The organism is Leuconostoc kimchii IMSNU 11154 (assembly GCF_000092505.1).
In the GTDB taxonomy this organism is placed as follows: domain Bacteria; phylum Bacillota; class Bacilli; order Lactobacillales; family Lactobacillaceae; genus Leuconostoc; species Leuconostoc kimchii.
In genome coordinates this window covers 1,592,975-1,613,282 of record NC_014136.1, presented here as the reverse complement: position 1 = coordinate 1,613,282, position 20,308 = coordinate 1,592,975, and the positions used below count along the sequence as shown (strand labels likewise).

17 protein-coding genes are annotated in these 20,308 nt (G+C 38.3%); all 17 read right to left on the bottom strand.

The genetic code is table 11. From position 1 onward, the window contains the following. Positions 1-33 precede the first annotated feature (33 nt). Positions 34-1,311: a histidinol dehydrogenase gene (hisD, locus tag LKI_RS08645; RefSeq protein ID WP_013103762.1), complete on the bottom strand. Its 1,278-nt coding sequence runs from the start codon at positions 1,309-1,311 to the stop codon at positions 34-36. Between the two features lie 9 nt (positions 1,312-1,320). Next, the gene (gene hisG, locus LKI_RS10785; protein WP_013103761.1) at positions 1,321-2,925 is read right to left on the bottom strand and encodes an ATP phosphoribosyltransferase; all 1,605 of its coding nucleotides are present in this window, start codon (positions 2,923-2,925) and stop codon (positions 1,321-1,323) included. Positions 2,926-3,257: 332 nt separating this feature from the next. After that, positions 3,258-4,115: a histidinol-phosphatase HisJ gene (hisJ, locus tag LKI_RS08630; protein ID WP_013103760.1), complete on the bottom strand. Its 858-nt coding sequence runs from the start codon at positions 4,113-4,115 to the stop codon at positions 3,258-3,260. Positions 4,116-4,176: 61 nt separating this feature from the next. Then, the gene (gene celB / locus LKI_RS08625; protein WP_187286375.1) at positions 4,177-5,505 is read right to left on the bottom strand and encodes a PTS cellobiose transporter subunit IIC; all 1,329 of its coding nucleotides are present in this window, start codon (positions 5,503-5,505) and stop codon (positions 4,177-4,179) included. A 17-nt stretch (positions 5,506-5,522) separates the two neighbouring features. After that, positions 5,523-6,074, bottom strand: coding sequence for a sugar transporter (locus LKI_RS08620; protein WP_242651965.1), 552 nt, complete (start codon positions 6,072-6,074; stop codon positions 5,523-5,525). Continuing rightward, positions 6,031-6,390 carry a PTS cellobiose transporter subunit IIA gene (locus tag LKI_RS08615; RefSeq protein WP_013103757.1) on the bottom strand — a complete coding sequence of 120 codons (360 nt, stop codon included), beginning with the start codon at positions 6,388-6,390 and terminating at the stop codon, positions 6,031-6,033. The genes LKI_RS08620 and LKI_RS08615 overlap by 44 nt, the downstream gene beginning before the upstream one ends. Beyond that, positions 6,390-8,390, bottom strand: coding sequence for a BglG family transcription antiterminator (locus LKI_RS08610; RefSeq protein WP_242651964.1), 2,001 nt, complete (start codon positions 8,388-8,390; stop codon positions 6,390-6,392). The genes LKI_RS08615 and LKI_RS08610 overlap by 1 nt, the downstream gene beginning before the upstream one ends. Before the next feature lie 28 nt (positions 8,391-8,418). After that, positions 8,419-8,733 carry a PTS cellobiose transporter subunit IIB gene (locus LKI_RS08605; RefSeq protein WP_013103755.1) on the bottom strand — a complete coding sequence of 105 codons (315 nt, stop codon included), beginning with the start codon at positions 8,731-8,733 and terminating at the stop codon, positions 8,419-8,421. Positions 8,734-8,746: 13 nt separating this feature from the next. Then, complete coding sequence (locus tag LKI_RS08600) at positions 8,747-10,183, bottom strand: 6-phospho-beta-glucosidase (protein ID WP_013103754.1); 1,437 nt, start codon at positions 10,181-10,183, stop codon at positions 8,747-8,749. 116 nt (positions 10,184-10,299) lie between these two features. Next, a complete protein-coding gene (locus LKI_RS08595) occupies positions 10,300-11,103 on the bottom strand; it encodes a Cof-type HAD-IIB family hydrolase (RefSeq protein ID WP_013103753.1) in 804 nt (267 codons plus the stop codon). 60 nt (positions 11,104-11,163) lie between these two features. Then, on the bottom strand, positions 11,164-11,343 hold the full coding sequence (locus LKI_RS08590) for a hypothetical protein (protein WP_013103752.1): 180 nt from the start codon (positions 11,341-11,343) through the stop codon (positions 11,164-11,166). Further along, positions 11,343-12,818 (bottom strand): signal recognition particle protein, encoded by a 1,476-nt coding sequence (gene ffh, locus LKI_RS08585; protein ID WP_013103751.1) that lies wholly within the window; start codon positions 12,816-12,818, stop codon positions 11,343-11,345. The genes LKI_RS08590 and ffh overlap by 1 nt, the downstream gene beginning before the upstream one ends. A gap of 72 nt (positions 12,819-12,890) precedes the next feature. After that, entirely contained in the window at positions 12,891-13,235 is a 345-nt protein-coding gene (gene ylxM / locus LKI_RS08580; protein ID WP_013103750.1) for a YlxM family DNA-binding protein, read from the bottom strand. Beyond that, complete coding sequence (gene ftsY, locus LKI_RS08575) at positions 13,232-14,596, bottom strand: signal recognition particle-docking protein FtsY (protein ID WP_013103749.1); 1,365 nt, start codon at positions 14,594-14,596, stop codon at positions 13,232-13,234. The genes ylxM and ftsY overlap by 4 nt, the downstream gene beginning before the upstream one ends. A 1-nt stretch (position 14,597) precedes the next feature. Next, on the bottom strand, positions 14,598-18,152 hold the full coding sequence (gene smc / locus LKI_RS08570) for a chromosome segregation protein SMC (protein ID WP_013103748.1): 3,555 nt from the start codon (positions 18,150-18,152) through the stop codon (positions 14,598-14,600). Positions 18,153-18,155: 3 nt separating this feature from the next. After that, complete coding sequence (gene rnc, locus LKI_RS08565; protein WP_013103747.1) at positions 18,156-18,857, bottom strand: ribonuclease III; 702 nt, start codon at positions 18,855-18,857, stop codon at positions 18,156-18,158. 86 nt (positions 18,858-18,943) lie between these two features. Then, the gene (gene glmM, locus LKI_RS08560) at positions 18,944-20,308 is read right to left on the bottom strand and encodes a phosphoglucosamine mutase (RefSeq protein ID WP_013103746.1); all 1,365 of its coding nucleotides are present in this window, start codon (positions 20,306-20,308) and stop codon (positions 18,944-18,946) included.

The window sequence follows — 20,308 nt, the reverse complement described above, 5'->3', positions numbered from 1 at the left end:
CAGTCATTCAACTCCTTTCTGATGAAAATTTCATTAAGATTGACGTACTTCAATGGCACGTGCGTGAGCTTCTAACCCCTCTTCACGGGCTAGTGCAGCAACATCGCTGGCATCATCGCTTAACGCGGCTTGTGAATAGTCCAAATATTGAATGCGCTTTTGAAAATCCCAAACACCCAATGCTGAACTAAACCTCGCAGTACCACCAGTTGGTAAAATATGATTTGGTCCGGCAAGGTAGTCACCTAAGGGTTCAGAGGCATATTTTCCCAGAAATACAGAGCCGGCATTTTGTATTTTAGCTAAGTAATCATAGGCATTTTCCAGCTGAATTTCCAAATGTTCTGGTGCAACAACATTCATTAAATCAATCATGTCATCAACTGTGTCAACGAGATAAATAAAACCGTTACTATCGACTGCAGCACGCGCGATATCAACACGCGGCAATGTGAGCAGTTGTTTGTCCACTTCATCCGAAACAGCTTGCGCTAATTTTTCTGAATTTGTAATCAAAATGGCTCGCGCATTAACATCATGCTCGGCTTGTGACAATAAATCGGCCGCAACATCTTGTGGACGTGCCGAATCGTCGGCTAAAATACCTATTTCTGACGGTCCTGCAATCATATCAATCGCAACTTGTCCGTAAACTGCGCGCTTGGCAGTGGCGACATAAGCGTTGCCAGGCCCCGTGATTTTATCTACTTTTGGTATTGACTCTGTACCGTATGCAAGTGCCGCAATGGCTTGTGCACCACCCACTTGATAAATGCTATCAATGCCAGCTATTTTGGCTGCTGCCAACACCACCGGATTGGTACCATCTTTTTGTGGTGGTGTTACCATAATGATATTTTTAACACCGGCTATTTTAGCTGGCAGTGCGTTCATTAAGACTGATGATGGGTAAGCCGCCGTACCACCAGGCACATAAATGCCAACTGCTGATAACGCTGTCACTTTGGTACCGCGTAGCACACCAGGGCGTGGAGAATCTTCAAATGATGTTTGTAACTCTAATTGGTGAAACGATCGGATATTGGCTGCTGCTTTTTCTAAGGCTGCAATTACTTCAGGGTCTACCGATTTCATTGCTTGGTTAATTTGCGATGAGCTCACTTTTAATACGTCAAGTGATACATCATCAAAGGCTTTGGCATATGATTTTAGCGCAACATCACCTTTTTCGCGCACAGTTGCAATAATATCAGCAACACGATTTTCAACCTGTGGATCAACTGTTTTTAGCGTTTGCTGTCGAATACGGGCCTTAATTTGATTAATCGACTCATTTTTAATAATCTGCATATAATTCCCTCATTTTTTTTGACTCAATCGTGTGATCAAGTTGTCGATGACTTGCTTTAATTCTGATTGAAATTGGAGTAATGCCCCTTGACGTACGAGTAGATGAGTCGACACACGGCCAACAGTGTCATAAATTACAAGGTTATTTTCTCGTAATGTGTTGCCTGTTTGTGTAATATCAATAATTGCATCTGCTAATCCAGTTAAAGGCCCTAACTCTACTGATCCAGATAATTTAATCAGTTCGACATCTTCACCGCGTTTAGCGAAATATTGTCCAGCTACTCTGGGATACTTTGTTGCAATACGCTGGCGTTGCAAACCAGCAATATTAAAATGTCGAGGTGCAGCAAGGACAAAATTTGCCTGTCCAGTTTGCAAATCAAGCACATCAAAATGATTTTGAATTTGCTCAGCTATTGTATCTGAACCAACAATACCAATATCACCAATGCCACGATCAAGGTACTTTACAACATCTTCTGGTTTGACTAAGATAAATCGGTAAATACCATCTGGACTATCAAATATTAATTTTCGTTCAGGATTATCTAATGGTGTTGTGTCAATACCAGCTGATTTTAATAATGGTCGCGTGGCTTGCTCAACACGCCCTTTAGCTAAAACAACAACAATTGGTTCAACTGGTTTATGATCGACTGCTTCACGCCGCCAGTCTGCCATAATTGTGTCAATATTTAAACCCATACCAACAGCAGGTAGCTGCTGATTTTGAAAGTTTTCTAATAAGCTATCATATCGACCACCACTGAAAAGATATCGTCCCAAACTCGGGACAAAGCCGCGTATGATCGTACCTGTGTAATAGGCTTGTGGCGATGACGCCGCAAGATCAACTGTAACTGCTACATCGGGATAACGTTCATGAATGAATGCGGCCAGTTGCAACCACCGCTCAACAATATCATTGACCTCAGGCAAGTCTTGTAACTGCCACATCACTGTCTCACCATCTTCGCCAAAAGCTAAAGGCCAACGTTTCAAATTTTCTGGAAAATTCTTAATAGTCCTTTGAATTTTGTCAAATGCTGTCATATTTTTATCTTCAATAGCTTGTTTAAGTGCCGCTTGTTCTATTTTAGAGATGTCAAGCGTGTTCAACACCCGATCAATTAGCCTCGTGTCACTAATGACAACCTGAACATCTGCGATACCAAACTGTTGCGCAAAATCTAGCATAATATCTAATGCTGCCATCTCTGCATTAAAGCTGGCGTCGCCAATCAATTCAATACCAGCCTGTGTTTCTTGGTTGTATTCGCCGGACAAATAATTTGTCCGACGAAATACATCCCCAATGTAGTAAAACTGATGAGTCTTTTCTTGTTGTACTTTAGACGATAAAAATCGTGCTATCGGTAATGTGAGATCAGGTCTCAAAACGAGATTTTCGCCCACTTGATCACGCAAATGAAATACATTACCCTGCTGATACTGTTCAAACACACTTTCTCTTTCGATTAATGGGGTATTGATTGCCGTAAAATTTTTTGCATTCAGTGTCGTACTGATCACATGACATATTTGCTGCTTTTGTACTAATGTTTCTCCAAATTCATCATGTGACCCAGGTGCCAAAATCTTATCGCTCATTAACAACTCCTAACTTAAACTTTTTCTAATAAAAAACGTCCTTGCAAACTATGTATCATAGTTTGCAAGGACGTTTTCGCGTGTTCCCACCTTGATTTTAGATAAACTTGCGTTTACCTACTCATTCACCTGCTAACACAGGTGTACTCGGTATCGGGAGTTTCCGAAATGATTTTTTATCATTTCACTCATCGGTGTGTTTCATTAAAAACGTAGGCGCCCATCTCAATGCGTTAGCTTAGGCACTTTCTGTACAACATTATTTTAATTACTCTTCCGATTTCAGCGTGTTTTATTAGATTAAACTAATCATACACCCATAATATTATATGTCAATACTTATTTTTAACTTTTGTCAAAAATGATTCAACAACATGATAATCTTGCCCAACAGCACTGGCTTCATGAGCGTCTGATCCATAAACCATTTCAATATCGAGGTCATGCGCTTTTTTAATTATATTGGTGGTTGGATAAGTTTCACCATTATACGGTTTACGCAGACCAGCAGTATTTAAATCTAATTGAAAATGATTATTTTTGATTTGTAGCAATAAATTATCTATACGCAACTGGTTACTAGAATCAAATTGTGGCAGATTAAAATATTTTTGGTATTTTCGAATTAAGGTCAAATGTCCGATTCGAACTACAAAACGATCAGGCAGCGTTGCCGCAAAATCTAAACTTTTTTGAATTGTTGCTAAATAATTCTCAAAAATAACTTGTGGCGATTGTGTAATCTTTGGAAAATAAGTCGCCAAAGTTTTCGGATCAAAATCAATCGGCGCCACTAACTGATCATGATTAGTTAAAAAATGAACTGATAAAACAATCTCATCTATCCAATCAGCCTGTGCTAATAGAAATTGTCGTATGTCCGATTCATAATTTTGTAAATAATCTACTTCAAAACCACGTTTAACATCAATTTGACCCGCATATTTTTTCTGAACGCGCGCTACCTCTTTTTGATAACTTGTTAATTCTGCTGATAACATTGCCGAACTATTTTGTGCTGCAACCGGTCCTGTAAAATGTGCCAAGAACTCTGTCGGCAACGGCGCATGTTCTGTTACCACATACGTCGTGAATCCTAATGATATGGCTTGTTCAATATAGTTGTCTAACCGTTCATCAGAGCCATGATGTGAAAAACGCGTATGTGTGTGACCATCTTTTTTTACCATATGCCATCTCTCCTTGAAATCATTGTAGCAGAGAAAACAATAACACGCCATTGTCCAATTTTTATGCTTGACTACGCCCTTGTTCGTCATTATACAACTTTGTGTCATAGATTTTAATAAATGGTAGATAAATCAGGAAGGCAATGATCACACAGATCACTGCTAATACAGCTGCTTTCCAGTCAACCGTACTGATAAATGCGCCGATACCCACTGGTGATGGCCACGGTGCTTGAATGACAATTGGCCGAATAAAGTGAAAGTTAATTGCTGCATAAGCAACTGAAGCAGTTACCATGGGTGCCAGAAAGAATGGAATGGCAAGGTAAGGATTATAAACAATTGGTAACCCAAATATTAACGGCTCATTAATATTAAAGAACGAGGGAACAATAGCAGCTCGACCTAACACTTTCAATTGTTCGGAACGCGCTAGTAATGCGATAAATATACACAATCCTAATGTTGCTCCAGAACCACCTAAAATCGCGAAAGAATTGTTAAACTCACCGGCAAATGGTATATTTGCGCCATGCGAATTGGCCACCATATTTGCTAAGAAAATTGGTGTAATAAAAGCAGAAATAATATTTGCACCATGAATACCGACGATCCATAACGCATGAATCAAGAATTCAATCACCATAATGCCTAACCAAGTACTTGTCATACTTGTAACAAAGCTAAATGGAATGGCAATCATTTTAAATATATCTGTTCCTAATAGCACTAACCCACCATTAATAGCCAACACAACAAATGCGATGACGAATGTAGGAATTAACGCAGTGAATGATCTTGAAACACCTTCTGGTACGGCATCAGGCATTTTAATTGTCCAATTGTGCTTAACACAGAAGGCGTATAGCCACACGGCAAGCACAGCCATAATAATTGCGGTAAATATACCACTCGTGCCAATGCGATCAATCGTGCTTGTCATTCTGAAACCATTAATCACTTTGACATCTGGTGTAATCGTGTTCAATAATACGATTTTGCCACCTTTCAAGACTAATTCTGGCAAACACATAAAGAAAGCAAACATTGAAAGAAAAGCGCCATTCAACGGTGCGACTTTGAGTTTATCTTCGGTCTGAATGATACGTGTTAATTCAAAACCAATCGCTAAGCTGAAGTACATCGCCAAAATCCCCATAGTGGCTGTATTAGCAATCATATAAAGGTCACTAAACTTAAAGAATGTAGCATTAAAAAATCCAGTTAAAAAAGGAAAAACTGTTGGTAAAATATTTAATACTAATATCATTGATCCTACAATGGTGAATGGAATGGAAGCCATCCCCGCTGCCATAATGGCTCGCACAATACGATATTGCGCGAGCTTTGTCATCGGCTTGAGCAACACTTTTTGTAGAAAATTAAACAATCGCCCATTTTCCATAACTATTTCATCTCCTTGTTTGTAAGTGAGTTCTGGTAGGCTATTAAGCGTGCATAGTATTTATCTTGATCCACTGAAATTAGGTTCAGACGCTTGTTAACTACCAATAGTAACAATATACCAAGTAACAATAAGAATAGAACAATCACCCTATTTTGCCACGTATTATTAATAAATTGAAAGAGTGACGAAAACAGTGGCGTCATCGTACTAATGATTAACATAGCATTAGCAACTATCTGGCTTCTAAAATAAATTTTTGAAAAACGTAATTGGTTACTATGTTGTCCAAATAATTTGATCTGTTCAATGATTGCCAGTGATGTGATTACAATTAATAATAGTGGTAAAGCAACAACCCAAGTATGTCTCATGATTAAAGCCCAATACAAGTTAACAAAGAAAAAGAAAGCAGTTGCATAGCGAATCAACATGAAACGATTGAATTGCATACTCTTAAGACTCATATCCTGACGATTTTTTTCAATGCTGGTTTCTGAGGTGCGTTCTTTAGACTTTAATGTCATCCTTTCCGACTTCAAACTTGTCTTCAATTTCTTTTACCTCCTTATAAAGGTTTTCCATCTCGACAGCCATCTCACGTAACGCCATAGTTGTCATCAGATGATCTTGCGCATGTACTAAAATGATTTCCATATCAATTTTGGTACCCGCTGCATAGGTTTGTAATAACTTTGTTTGTGATTTATGTGCTAATAATAGTTCATCATTTGACTGTTTTAATTTTTGATCAGCTAGTTTAAAATTTTTATGACGCATTGCATCAAACGATTCATGTATATATGTTCGCGAATTACCGCTGTGCAAAATAATTTCAAAAGCTATCACTTGAATTTCTTCAGAATTCATCAATTTTTACCCCCTTTCATCACCGACATAAATTTTTGTCGAAATGTTTCAAAGTCCGCTACTGAAATTAACTGTTCTTGTAATGCCATATTTTCAGTTAACTGTACGATTGCTTGCGTTGTTTCAGTTAACCCTTGATTATTCCAATACGATGGTGACAATAGAAAAACGAGTTTAATATTAGGATAGTCGTCTGACCACTTCAGCCCATTTGGTATCACACCAATGGCAATTTTTGGTACTTGACTAATAGGTCGTAATGGATGCGGGACAGCAATTACCTCGCTAAATGTAATGGCACTCATTTGCTCACGTTGATTAATTTGGTCTAAAAATTCTTGTTTGAATTCTGGCAGTTCATGAGTCATCATCATACGCGTTAATTGATCTAAAACTTCTAAACGCGTTGTTGGTGTTTGCCAGATCTTAAAACGCGTTTTATTTGTAAATTGATCAAAATAGTTTAACGGCTCACTTGTCGTCTCGTTTATTGATGCCTTTTTATAATCAAGGTCCGTATTTAATTCGAGTTGGTCCAAAAAGTGATGTAATTTTTGAACATCCAACGCGGTTAAAAAAATACTGACCTGAACAATTGGTACTTTAAACACCTGCGTTGATAAATCTATGGCACTAATAATAAAATCAACACCTTGAAGGACACTGTCGTCAATTTCGTAATAGCCTTTGATACCAACAATATGAATATATTTACCAAACGCCTTTTCAATGCGATTATTAAGCAATTGTGCTGACCCAAAACCTGTCGCACAAATAATTAATGCTTTTGGTTTATCGAAATCCTTGTATTTTTCACTCGCTGCCATAAAATGTAGCGTTAAATAGGCAATTTCGTCGTCATTAATATCAAAATGCGAGAGTTGCTCGGAAAAACTAATATAATGTTTGACGGCAGTAAAATAAGATGCATAATTCATTTTTATTTCTTGTAATAATGGATTTTTCAACTGCAAGCCTTGTTCCAGCCTCACAATCATCGGTTTCAGATGTGCGACAAGATTCTTCCGTAATTCATAGTCCTGAGACACAGGATAACCCGTTTCCCATTCAATTTTTTGTAACACATCATCCAAATCATGCCAAATTTTCGCATCACTGGGTATATTATTATTTTTTCCTTTGGCTAACAACTGAATTGTTAAGTAAGCCACTTCATTTTCTGGAAACTTGAGTTGTGAACTATTTTCAATACGATTAATAATATTTTGAGCAGCTGCATGAACACTTTTTGTTTCAACAGTGTCATCAAGACTAACCGGTTGCAATTTGAACCCACCAGCCATTCTCTGAATACTTAAAGCGATATACAACACGATATTTTGTATCGTAAAGTCAGTTAAATCAATACCTGCTTCACGACATTCGTCCAAAACAATAATGGTAATCTGATCAAAACTAATTGTTTTAAAAAATGATTTATTTGCCATATAGTGTTGCAGAGTATTATCGATATGATTAAAAAAATAATCTAAAATAAAATGTCGCTGATCACGTTCTAAACCGGTTATAAATATTCCCTTGTTTGGCTTACTATCTATGACTAATCTGTAGGGTGCCAGTATTTTCCGAATTAACGTCAGATCTTTAGACAGCGTTGATCGTGTGACAAAAAGTCGTTCTGCTAAATCATCAATTCGAAATGTTTGATTCTCAATAACTAATTTATTCAATATATATTTTTGGCGATCAATCGTATCTGTTTTATTGATTGTACTACTTGTCCACTGAGATAACTTATAATTTTCATTTAAAAATAAATCAAACGCTACAGGATGATCAATGTGTAGGCGATATCCAAAACTTGGTTTGGATTCAAACTGAGCGCCATTAACAATGAGCTTTTCTTTTAACTTTTTCACATAACTTCGAATAGTCCTTGATGACAATGAGAGTATTTCAGCCAGCTCATCACTGGTAACAAAACGGTCTTGATTATCTAGTAAATAAAGCAATAAATCCCGCTCTTTTTGTAACATCATCTCACCTCATTATCAGGTACACGATTTTTTAAACATTTGTTTCAACTAATTTAGCCATTTTTTCAATACCCATGGGGATTGGAATATAGGCATCAAACGGAATCGACACAACTGGCTTACCAACTTCCTCACCAATTTTTTTAAAATTATCAAGATACATCGTAGTTTGTGGGCTAATTAAATACAAATCAAATTGCCCATCACGGATAGCGTCTTCCCCTTCAGTGGCTGTAATTGCATCTAAGGCAATAGCTTTGTTTTGTGCTTTGAAATAATCCGTTGTTTTTTTAGCCATCATAGATGATGACATACCTGCTGCACAAATAATCAATGCTTTTTTCATAATATGTTCCTTTCTAATTTAACTGCTCACCGTTTGTCGCAATAACTGTCTTGAACCACTCAAATGAATCTTTTTTAGATCTAGCTAAAGAACCCTCATTTTTGTTATTTTTGTCCACATATATGAAACCGTAACGCTTATCCATTTCACCAGTGCCCGCCGACACCAAGTCAATGCAGCCCCATGGTGTATAACCTATCAAATCAACACCATCTTCTGTGACTGCTAATTTCATTTGACGTATATGCTCTCTCAAATAGTCAATCCGATAATCATCATGTATCGATCCGTCAGGTTCAACCTTGTCATAGGCACCAAAGCCGTTCTCAACAATAAACAAAGGGAGATGATATTTATCGGTAAACCAATTTAACGCATAACGCAACCCCTTAGGGTCAATCTGCCATCCCCAATCACTTGCTTCTAAATAAGTATTCCGAACGAGACTATTTTGCATCGTTAACTCATCAAATGAGCGTCCTTCATTTTTCTGAATTGCATGTGACATATAATAACTAAAACCAATATAATCCACTGTACCATTATGCAAATCTTGCTCGTCTTGTGCTGTCACATCAATTTCAAATCCTTGACGTGCCCAATACTTTGTTAAAAATGATGGGTAAAAGCCATTAACGTGGACATCCGCAAAGAAATAATTTTTTTCCATTGCTTTTTGAGCTGCTAGTACATCGTCTGGGGCCATTGTTGCTGGATAAACTGGCCCCATAGCGATCATACATCCCATTTTCAAATCTGGATTAATATTGTGCCCAATTTTAACTACGCGTGCGCTGGCCACTAGTTCATTATGAGCTGCTTGATACATCCCTTCTTCACGATTTTCACCTGGCTCAAAATGTAATCCAGAATTAGTGAACACAGAGAAATCATTGTCATAATTTGCTTGATTATTAATTTCGTTAAACGTCATCCAATACGTTACTTTACCTTGATAACGTTGTAAGCATGTTGTCGCAAATTTCACAAACAAATCAATCAACTTACGATTGCGGAATCCACCATATTTCGTTACTAGATGATAAGGTAGTTCAAAGTGAGAAAGCGTCACAATGGGCTCAATATCATGTTTGATCAATTCATCAAACAAATCATCATAAAACTTCAAACCTGACTCGTTTGGTTCCGTCTCCTCTCCTGTTGGATATATTCGAGTCCACGCAATTGATGTTCGAAAACATTTAAAACCCATTTCCTTAAATAAGCTAATGTCTTCTTTGTAATGATGATAAAAATCAATCGCTTCATGATTAGGATAATACTCGCCCGGTACTACGCCATCTGTAATACCACGTGCTTTATTCGGCCCACCAGCAGTCATTACGTCTGCAACACTGATACCCTTACCACCTTCTTGCCAGCCACCTTCAAGTTGGTGTGCAGCTACTGCTCCCCCCCAAAGGAAATCTTTTGGTAAACTTTGCGTCATTTTAAGTTCCTCCTTATATTATCTATAGCTTAACAAGAAAGCGCTTACATTACCATGACCTTAATTTCCGTAAGCATGCGGAAATTAAGGTCATAAAAAAACACGCTAATTGCGTGTTAGATTGTTTCAAGAATTGTACGTAAAACACCATCATTATCATTATCAGCAACACTACGTGCAAAATCGTGTTGAAATAAAGCCTCATCAGAATTTGTCATAGCAACGGGATGTCCAACATATTCAAGCATTTCCATGTCATTTAGACCATCGCCAAAAGCCATAATATCATTTGGTTCAACATCTAAGGTTTCTGCTATATAAGTAAGGGCATTTGCTTTATTAACATTGGGATTAACAATATCCACTGCCCCATAGCCTGACGTCGTCACATGAACTTTGTTGCCTAACAACGTTTTCACATCACGCATGAAATCATACTCGACCTGAGGTACTACCAATGATACTTTTAAAATAGGTTCATTAATTTCAGAAACCGAATCAATCAAAGTTAAATTTTGAAAATATGTTTTTGCAAAGTCAAGATGTGCTGCATTAAAGTTTTTAACAATCATGAATGCTTTATCAGCTGCAACAAAAGACAAGCCAAGTTCGACATGATCAGCGTACTTATCAACCAATTGATCCACCACAGCTGGTACCTCTGATGGTACCGACCAAACATGTTTTAATTCACCATCTAAAACAACCTCAGCACCGTTGTTAGCGATCAATTGATACTGACCTTCAAAATTTTTAAAGTATTCACGTACTTTTTGAACATGATTACCAGTAGCCACAATAAATTGACCACCTTGTGCGTGTAACTTATCTAGGACTTCTTGAAATAATGGTTCATTGAAGGACTTATCTTTTTTTAGAAAAGTCGCATCCAAATCCGAAGCAATCAGTTTAATTGACATATCTCTCCTCTACTTATCACAATTCGCGTTTACATCATCTATCTATTATGTTCCCAAAAATTAGTGTAATAACCACCACGTTAAAAGTTTAATTAAGCCAAAAATAATCAGCCCTGATATCGCTGCCATGATGACAGCCATAAAAATAACTGACACTGATAGGTGGCTTGCATTAATTAAATTAGACCCAAGCATGACCACAAATACAAAAGTTGGCAACACACGTTCTAATCGTTGCATTACTTTTTCCCACGTTTTTTCTTAGCTTTTTGTAAACGTCGTGCAGCTTGCTTAAGCGCAAAATTTTGGACTTTTTGACCAAAATTACCAGTTGGCATACCGCCTCCAGCACCACCCATCATAGATGACATATCCATACCAGCGCCACCCATCATCTTATCAATGCCACCAAAATTACCATTAGTTGCTTGATTCATCATTTTACGCATTTGATCAAATTGCTTAATCATGCGATTAACTTCAACAATTGGGCGTCCAGCACCAGCTGCTAAACGACGTCGACGTGAGGGGTTAATCAAATCTGGATTTTCACGTTCTGCAGGCGTCATAGAACTAACAATCGCTTCTAAATGAGCGAATTGCTTGGCATCGATGTTAACATTTGCTAAAGCAGGATTATTCGCCATCCCTGGAATCATTTTTAACAAATCTTCCATAGGCCCCATGCTCTGAACCTGCTTGAGTTGGGCAACAAAGTCATTGAAATCAAATGTGTTTTCACGCATTTTTTCAAGCTGCTTCGCTTGTGCTTCCTCGTCAAAATCACGTTGCGCTTTTTCAATTAAGGTTAAGACGTCTCCCATACCCAAAATACGTGACGCCATACGATCTGGATAAAAAACGTCCAGATCTGTAGGTTTCTCACCTTGACCAACGAATTTAATTGGCTTTCCAGTGACATCACGGATTGAAAGCGCAGCACCACCACGCGTATCACCATCCAATTTGGTCAACACAACCCCTGTTAAATCAAGTGATGCAGAAAATCCTTTTGCTGTTTCTGCGGCATTTTGTCCGGTCATGGCATCAACTGTTAACAGAATTTCATCAGGTTTCGCAATCTCTGCAACATCCTTTAACTCTTGCATTAACACGTCATCGATTTGTAAACGTCCAGCTGTATCAATAAACACGTAATCATTTTTATTCTCAGCTGCTTGTGCCAAACCTTGACGTACAATGTCGCGCGGATTAACTTCCGTACCAAGCTGAAATACCGGTATATCTAAATCACGACCCAAAATTTCCAACTGATCAATAGCTGCAGGACGGTAGACATCGGCAGCAATTAACAGTGGTCGCGCTTGTGATTCTTTTTTGAGTTTGTAAGCTAATTTAGCAACAGTCGTTGTTTTACCAGCACCTTGTAAACCAGCCATCATAATAATTGTTGGGATTTTTGGTGACTTATTAAGAGGAACAGCTTCTTCACCCATTGTTGCGGTTAATTCATCGTTAACGATCTTAACAATTTGTTGTGCTGGGTTTAAACCCTCTAGAATATCTGCACCGCTTGCCTTTTCTCGTACATTAGCAACAAATTTTTTAACTGTATCATAATTAACGTCGGCTTCCAGTAATGCTAAACGGATTTCTCGCATTGTTGCTCGTAAATCTTCTTCACTGACACGACCACGACCAGTCAAATTCTTCATTGCCTTAGAGAGACGTTGGGTTAAGTTTTCAAATGCCATATTATTTAAGTGCCCAGATCACCAGTATTACATTGTCGGTGTCGAACACGTTTCCCCTTTTAGAATAGTATTTTAATCTTCTATTTCGTGTGCCAATAATTGAGACACAAGTTCTTTTAACTTTACATCTTTATTATAATACATTGCAATGTATTCTTGTACTGCCACCTCAATTGTCGAGCGGGCCTCAAAATCAGACTGCAAATGTAAGATACTTTCGTACTTTACAAGCTGATCAATACCACGACGAATGTTGTCTGACACTGCTTGGCGACTGACTGTTTCTGCCTCAGCAATTTCGACAATTGAATAATCATCTTCAAAGTAGGAACGCAAATAGGCCTGTTGTTTTGGCGTCAATAATGCACCATAGAATCCAAATAAAGCATTGATCCGATTTTTTTCTTCAAATTTCATGCAATCAGGTCCTTAAATAGGCCATAAATAAATTCTTCAGGCTTGAATTCACGCAAATCACTAGCTTTTTCACCAAATCCAACCCATTTAACTGGTAAATGCATCTCATTTCTGATAGCAAAAACAATCCCACCTTTTGCAGTACCATCCATTTTTGTCAATACAATGCCGCTAACATCTGATGAATCTTTGAATAGTTTTGCTTGCTGTAAGGCATTTTGACCCGTTGTTGCATCGAGAACCAGTAATACTTCGTGTGGTGCACCAGGTATTTCACGCTGAATAATGCGCTTCATCTTTTCTAATTCCTGCATCAGATTAACATTGTTTTGTAAGCGACCGGCTGTATCAACAAACAACACATCAAATTGTTCATCACGTGCTTTAGTCACTGCTTCAAATACAACGGAAGCCGGATCAGCTTTTTCTTTACCGGAAACAACAGGTACACCAGCACGTTGGCCCCATTCTTGTAATTGCTTAGTTGCACCAGCTCGAAAAGTATCCGCAGCGGCAAGTAAAACAGACTTACCCTGTTGTTGATATTTTGTGGATAACTTGCCAATTGTTGTTGTTTTTCCCACGCCATTAACACCAACTAATAAAATAACCGTCGTACCGTTGCTATTAAAATGCATTGTTGCATCTTCATCAACACCATCGGCTTCATACATATCAACCATCTTTTTTATGATGACATCACGCACATCTTCTTTATGTTTGGCATTTTCTAACTTGACTTCCTCACGAAGTTCATCAGAAATTTTAATTGCCATATCAAAGCCGACATCAGCGCCAACCAATGTCTCTTCCAAATCCTCAAAAAAATCTTCATCGACGGAACGAAAGTTTGCTAAAAAGCGATTAAAACGTGCGGCGAAACCCGTACGTGACTTCTCTAACCCTTTATCATAAACCTGTTGCTCTGTTTCTGTTTCTGTTTCTGTTTCTGTTTCTGTTTCTGTTTCTGTTTCTGTTTCTGTTTCTGTTTCTGTTTCTGTTTCTGTTTCTGTTTCTGTTTCTGTTTCTGTTTCTGTTTCTGTTTCTGTTTCTGTTTCTGTTTCTGTTTCTGTTTCTGTTTCTGTTTCTGTTTCTGTTTCTGTTTCTGTTTCTGTTTCTGTTTCTGTTTCTGTTTCTGTTTCTGTTTCTGTTTCTGTTAATTGTGTGTCATGCTCAGATATTTTGTCAACAACTTCTTCTATTTTATCGGAATGGTCTGACGTAGATTCTGTTATTTCAGAACTCACATCAGACAACACTGCTTCTGACTCACTTTCATCAGTGACCGGAGTAACCACTGTTTCTGGTGCGTCACTGGTTACTTCTGCCTTCTTTTTTCGAAAAATATCAAATAATCCCATATTACTCCACACTTTCTGTTACTTTATCCAAGTCAACCGCAATCATTTTTGAAACACCAGCTTCCTGCATCGTCACACCATACAACAAGTTTGCTTTTATCATGGTTCCTTTGCGATGTGTAATCACAATGAACTGTGTATCGTCAGAAAAATGGTAAAGATATTTAGCAAAACGATCAACGTTCGCTTCGTCTAAAGCTGCTTCTGCTTCATCCAACACCACGAACGGTACAGGCCGCACATGCAGAATGGCAAACAACAAAGTAATTGCAGTTAATGCCTTTTCTCCACCTGATAAGAGACTCATTTGTTGGAACTTTTTGCCTGGTGGCTGTGCGGTAATATCTATTCCCGTTGTTAATAAATGTTTAGGATCTGTTAAATAGATTTCTGCTCGCCCGCCACCAAACATTTGCGCAAAAACATCCGAAAAACGTGCTGCAACAGCATCAAATGTTGCCTTAAATCGTGTTTGCACTTCTTGATCCATTTCATCAATTGTTTGCAACAACGTATCACGCGCCTGATTTAAATCATCACGCTGTTTTGTAAGAAAGTCAAAACGTATCTTAACCTCCTCATATTCTGCAATAGCATCCACATTAACCGAGCCAATTTCGGCTAAACTTTTTTCTAATAAATGCAGTTGTGAGTCAATTTGTTCACGTTCCGACAGATCATGTTTTGCTACAATATCCGTTATATCCACAATATCATATTGTGTCAACAATTGTGTTTGCACATTATCCAGTTGTGTTTCTAATCTTGCTAGTTGTGCAGCTGTTTGACTTTGTGAACTAACATTAACGCGTAGTGCTTCCTGCTGCACTGCAAATTGATTCTCTAGCGTCATGACATTTTCAGATAACACTTTAATTTGTTGCGTCTCATGTTCAAATTGTGTTTGCACCGTCTCTAATTTAGTTGTCATAACATTGACTTGCGCATCATTATTCGTTGTATTTTTAGCTGTCGCTAATTGTGTTTTGAAACGTACCACAGACTCTTGTGCATCGTCCAACTGCTTTTGGGCATCATCACGTTGCCCCTTCAATAACTTAAGCTGTTCAAGCAAACTATCAATTTTGGCCTCGACTGTTGCATGCGCAGCCTGTACCTGTGAACGTTCATCTTGGCTAGTTTGTGATCGAATTGAAATAGTCTGCAATTCTTGCTTTAAACGTTCTGCAGCAGATTCCTGTTCTTGTTGCTTTAATTGTGCAGTTTCAAGGACTTGATTATTTGTTTCTAACTGTTGGCAAAGATCTTCTAACTGCTGTGTTATATCTTGACTTTCAAATTGTAAAGCTTTTACCACACGTTCTTGTTGCCTAACAGAATCTTGTTTACGTGACAGTTCGTAATCTATCTGAGCTGTGGCGTTTTTTGCTGTCGACAAAGCTGCCTGAGATTGTTGTAGGGTTTTCCGTAAGTCATCATTTTGCTCACGTTGATTTTGCAACGCATGCTCTAAATTTTTGACAAAGGCTGTTAAATTACCCACGCGTTCGTTTAACGCTTTAAGATCAGTTTGGCGCCTCAGTATCGTACTCCCTGATTTTTGATTAGCACCTCCTGTCATTGAACCACCAGCATTAACCACTTGTCCATCTAAACTGACAACTCGAAAACGATAGTGTCCTTCGCGAGCAATCTGTGTCGCAGCATTAAGATTGTCAGCAATAACTGTACTACCTAATAAATTAAATTTAATATCATTCATTTCTGGTGGCATTTCTACCAACTCAGCCGCAATGCCCACAAAACCATCAAGTTTTCTTAATGATTCAATACCTGTTAAATGCCTTGGCTTGATCGTATCAACTGGCAATATTGTCACACGCCCTGCCCGCTTTTTCGTCAAATAACTAATTGCTTGCTTGGCTGTTGTTGTCGTATCCACCACAACTTGTTGCAGTGCGGCGCCTAATACTGTCTCGACTGCCTGTGTGTATTGATTTGGTACTGCCATTAATTCTGCAACAACACCTTTAATACCCGTTAAGTCTTGCCTGATTTGCTTTTGCATCAAAGCACGCACACCTTGGTAAAACCCAGCATAGTCATCCAATGCTGTTAGTGCATCGCGTTGACTACGTGCCTTATTTAAATCATCTAAGGCACTATACCATTTTTTTTCATCCGCTTGGTACTGTTGTGCAGCTTGATCAAGCTGTCTTTGCGCATGGTCCACTTCTGCTTGTCGCGCAGTTATGTTTACGCTCTGTTCTTGCGCTAAAGTGACGTCAGGTATCTCAGCTTGGTTGTTTGTTAATTCTTGTCGCGCTGCTACCAATTTTTGGGTTAAATTTGACGTTTGACTTATTAATAAATTTTTTGCCTTTTCGTCATTTTTAATTGTATTATGCAACGCAGCAATCGTTTGCATCGTTTGAATATAAGCATGACGATTATCTTCTATTTTTTGTTGTAAGGCTTGTTGTAAGGCGACTTGATTAGTTTTATCATACACTGACAGCTTTTGTTGCAATTCTTTTTCTTTTGTCTGCAACACCTTCTTATCGTCAGTTAACTGACCAAGTGTTTCTTTAATGCGCCCAAAACGTGATAGCCAGTCTGTCACTTGTTCTTCATTTTGGCGTAAGTTTTGTTCTAACGTTTCAATTTGCTGCGCACTTAAATTTTTAGCGCCAATTAAACGTTCACGTGATTGCGTTAATTGTAGAATATCTTGTTGTAATTGGTCTCGCTTGAGCTGTGTACTAACACGTTCTTGTCGTTTTTCAGATAACAATTTATTGAGCTTATCGAGACCAACTTTTGTCTGGTTTACGCGCTTATCATGTACTTCAACCTCAGTTATCGTAGTTTTAATCTGAATTTCCAACTCGCGGTGTGTTAAGGCTAACCGAGTCTTATCTAATGTATTAAAACGTTCTTTTTGTGCAAGATAATCTGTTGCTTGAGCCGATTGTTCAGCAAGAGGTTGAATACGACCCTTTATCTCATAAATAATATCAGCGACACGTGCTAAATTATCACTGGTTTGTGATAATTCTTTTTGCGCACGTTCTTTATTTTGTTTATATTTGTAAACACCAGCAACTTCTTCAATGATACCGCGACGATCTTCCGGTTTAGCATTAAAAATGCCTTCTACGCGTCCTTGAGAAATAATCGAAAAACTTTCCCTACCAAGGCCAGTGTCCATAAATAACTCATGGATATCTCTTAAACGGCTATCAACACCGTTAATTTGATAAACACTTTCACCAGATCGATAAAGCCTTCTGGTAATCCGAATTTCATTAAACTCTGATTTCACATAATGATCTGAATTATCAAAAGTCATTGAAACTTCGGAACGATTCAAAGCACCACGCTTGCTTGTGCCACCAAAAATGATGTCTGCCATTTTCGTACCACGCAAATCTTTAGCACTTTGTTCACCCATAACCCAGCGTATGGCTTCAATAATATTTGATTTACCTGAGCCATTTGGCCCAACGATACCAGTCATACCAGGCATGAATTCTATAACTGTCTTATCAGCAAAAGACTTAAAGCCACTGATTTCGAGTGATTTAAGTTTCATAACTTACTTTTCTTCCAATAGTTTTAGTGCAGCACGTGCTGCAACTTTTTCGGCATCCTTAATTGACTTACCAGTGCCACGTGCTAGCTCACGATTATCTACCGAAACGCTAGCTTCAAATAACTGTTCGTTACCTATCATTTGCTTCTCGCTTTCAGTACGATATGCAATGTCTACCGCACCATTTTTTTGAAGTTTTTCCTGCAATCGACTTTTAAAATCAATAAACCGATCAAAAAAATCTGTATCAATCGCGGCAAACAACGTTTGATCCAAAAAAGTACGAACAGCTTCTGAACCTTGATCTAAATATAAAGCACCAATAAACGCTTCCCAAATATCCTCTAATAGAGAATCACGATCACGTGCGCCAGACATTTCCTCGCCTTTTCCCAAGCGAATACCTTCGTTCAAGTGTGCAACACGCGAAAAATGCGCAAACGAACGTGTCTGCACCATTGCAATTCGCATTTCAGTCAATTGACCTTCATGCCAACTGGGATAACGTTTAAATAGGTATTCCGCAACGGACACTTGCATGACAGAATCACCTAAAAATTCAAGGCGCTGATAATCACGTCCCGGCTCATCTGGATGTTCATTCAAATAGTTACGTTGCGTTAACGCTTCCCGTAACAATTCTTCATTGTGAAATTGAATATTGAATTCTGATAATAAATGTTGTTTAAAACTGTCTTGTGGCACGATTTTTTCCTTTTAAATCATAGTTTTATATTCTATTATATCAAAAAAAGTGCTTAGGTTTTATTAAACTTAGCACTTCTTTCGCTTTATTTATCTGCTTTTTCACGTACAACTTCAGCAATCATCTCAACATACTGCGCCACCAATTCTTTCGTTGGTGCCTCAGCCATCACTCTCAAAATTGATTCCGTACCTGAAGAACGTACAAGCACGCGGCCATCACCTGCCATTAATGCCTCAACCTCTGCTATTTTTGCGATAACATCTGGATCATTCTGAATCGCTATTTTATCAGCAACCTTAATATTAACCAACTTTTGTGGATAAATTTGAACAGATTCAGCTAACTCTGACAGCTGTTTTCCAGTTTCTTTCATAACATATAGCAATTGTAGTGCGGTTAAAAGACCATCACCAGTTGTCGCCCAGTCACGAAAAATAATATGTCCTGATTGTTCACCACCAAGGTTATACCCCGACTTTAGCATTTCTTCCATCACATAACGATCACCAACAGCTGTTTTGACACTTGTCATGTTATTTTCTGATAGTGCCTTATAAAAGCCAATATTACTCATGACCGTCGAAACAATTGTATTGTGCTTTAATCGACCTTGTTCGTTCATAAAATTACCAACAATATACATAATCTTATCACCGTCAACAATTTCGCCGTTTTCATCCACAGCAATTAATCGGTCGCCATCACCATCAAAAGCCAGCCCTGCTTGGACCCCGTTGTCCTTCACAAATTCGGCTAGTGCTTCAGGATGCGTTGAACCCACACCATCATTGATATTCAAACCATTGGGTTCCGTACCCATTGTCACAAAATCAGCATTTAGGTCAGCAAATAGGCGTGCTAATAGACCACTAGTAGCCCCGTTAGCACCATCCAGTGCGATTTGCATACCATCTAGATCAGTAGGTATTGTTTTTTGTAAGAAACCCATATATTTCAAAGCGCCTTCAGGATAATTATTAACTGTACCTAATCCTTCAGCACTTGGTCGTGGTAAAGTATCCGTTGGTGAATCCAATAATTGCTCAATTTCATATTCAAGTTCATCAGATAACTTCATCCCATCTTTACCAAAAAACTTAATGCCATTATCCGCTGCTGGGTTATGTGATGCAGTAATTTGCACGCCAGAATCTGCTTCCAAATTTTGTACCAAAAAAGCAACAGCTGGTGTTGTGATCACTCCTAAACGCAACACATCAATACCCACTGATAAAAAGCCAGCAACAATTGCTTGTTGTAACATTTCACCAGATATACGGGTGTCTCGACCAACAATAACAACTGGTTTTTGACCAGCTTCTGCATGCCGTGTTAATATTGCACCACCTGTTCGCCCTAGACGAAAAGCTAGTTCGGGGGTTAGCGTTTGATTAGCAACACCACGTACACCATCTGTTCCAAAATATTTTAATTTAATGTCTGACAT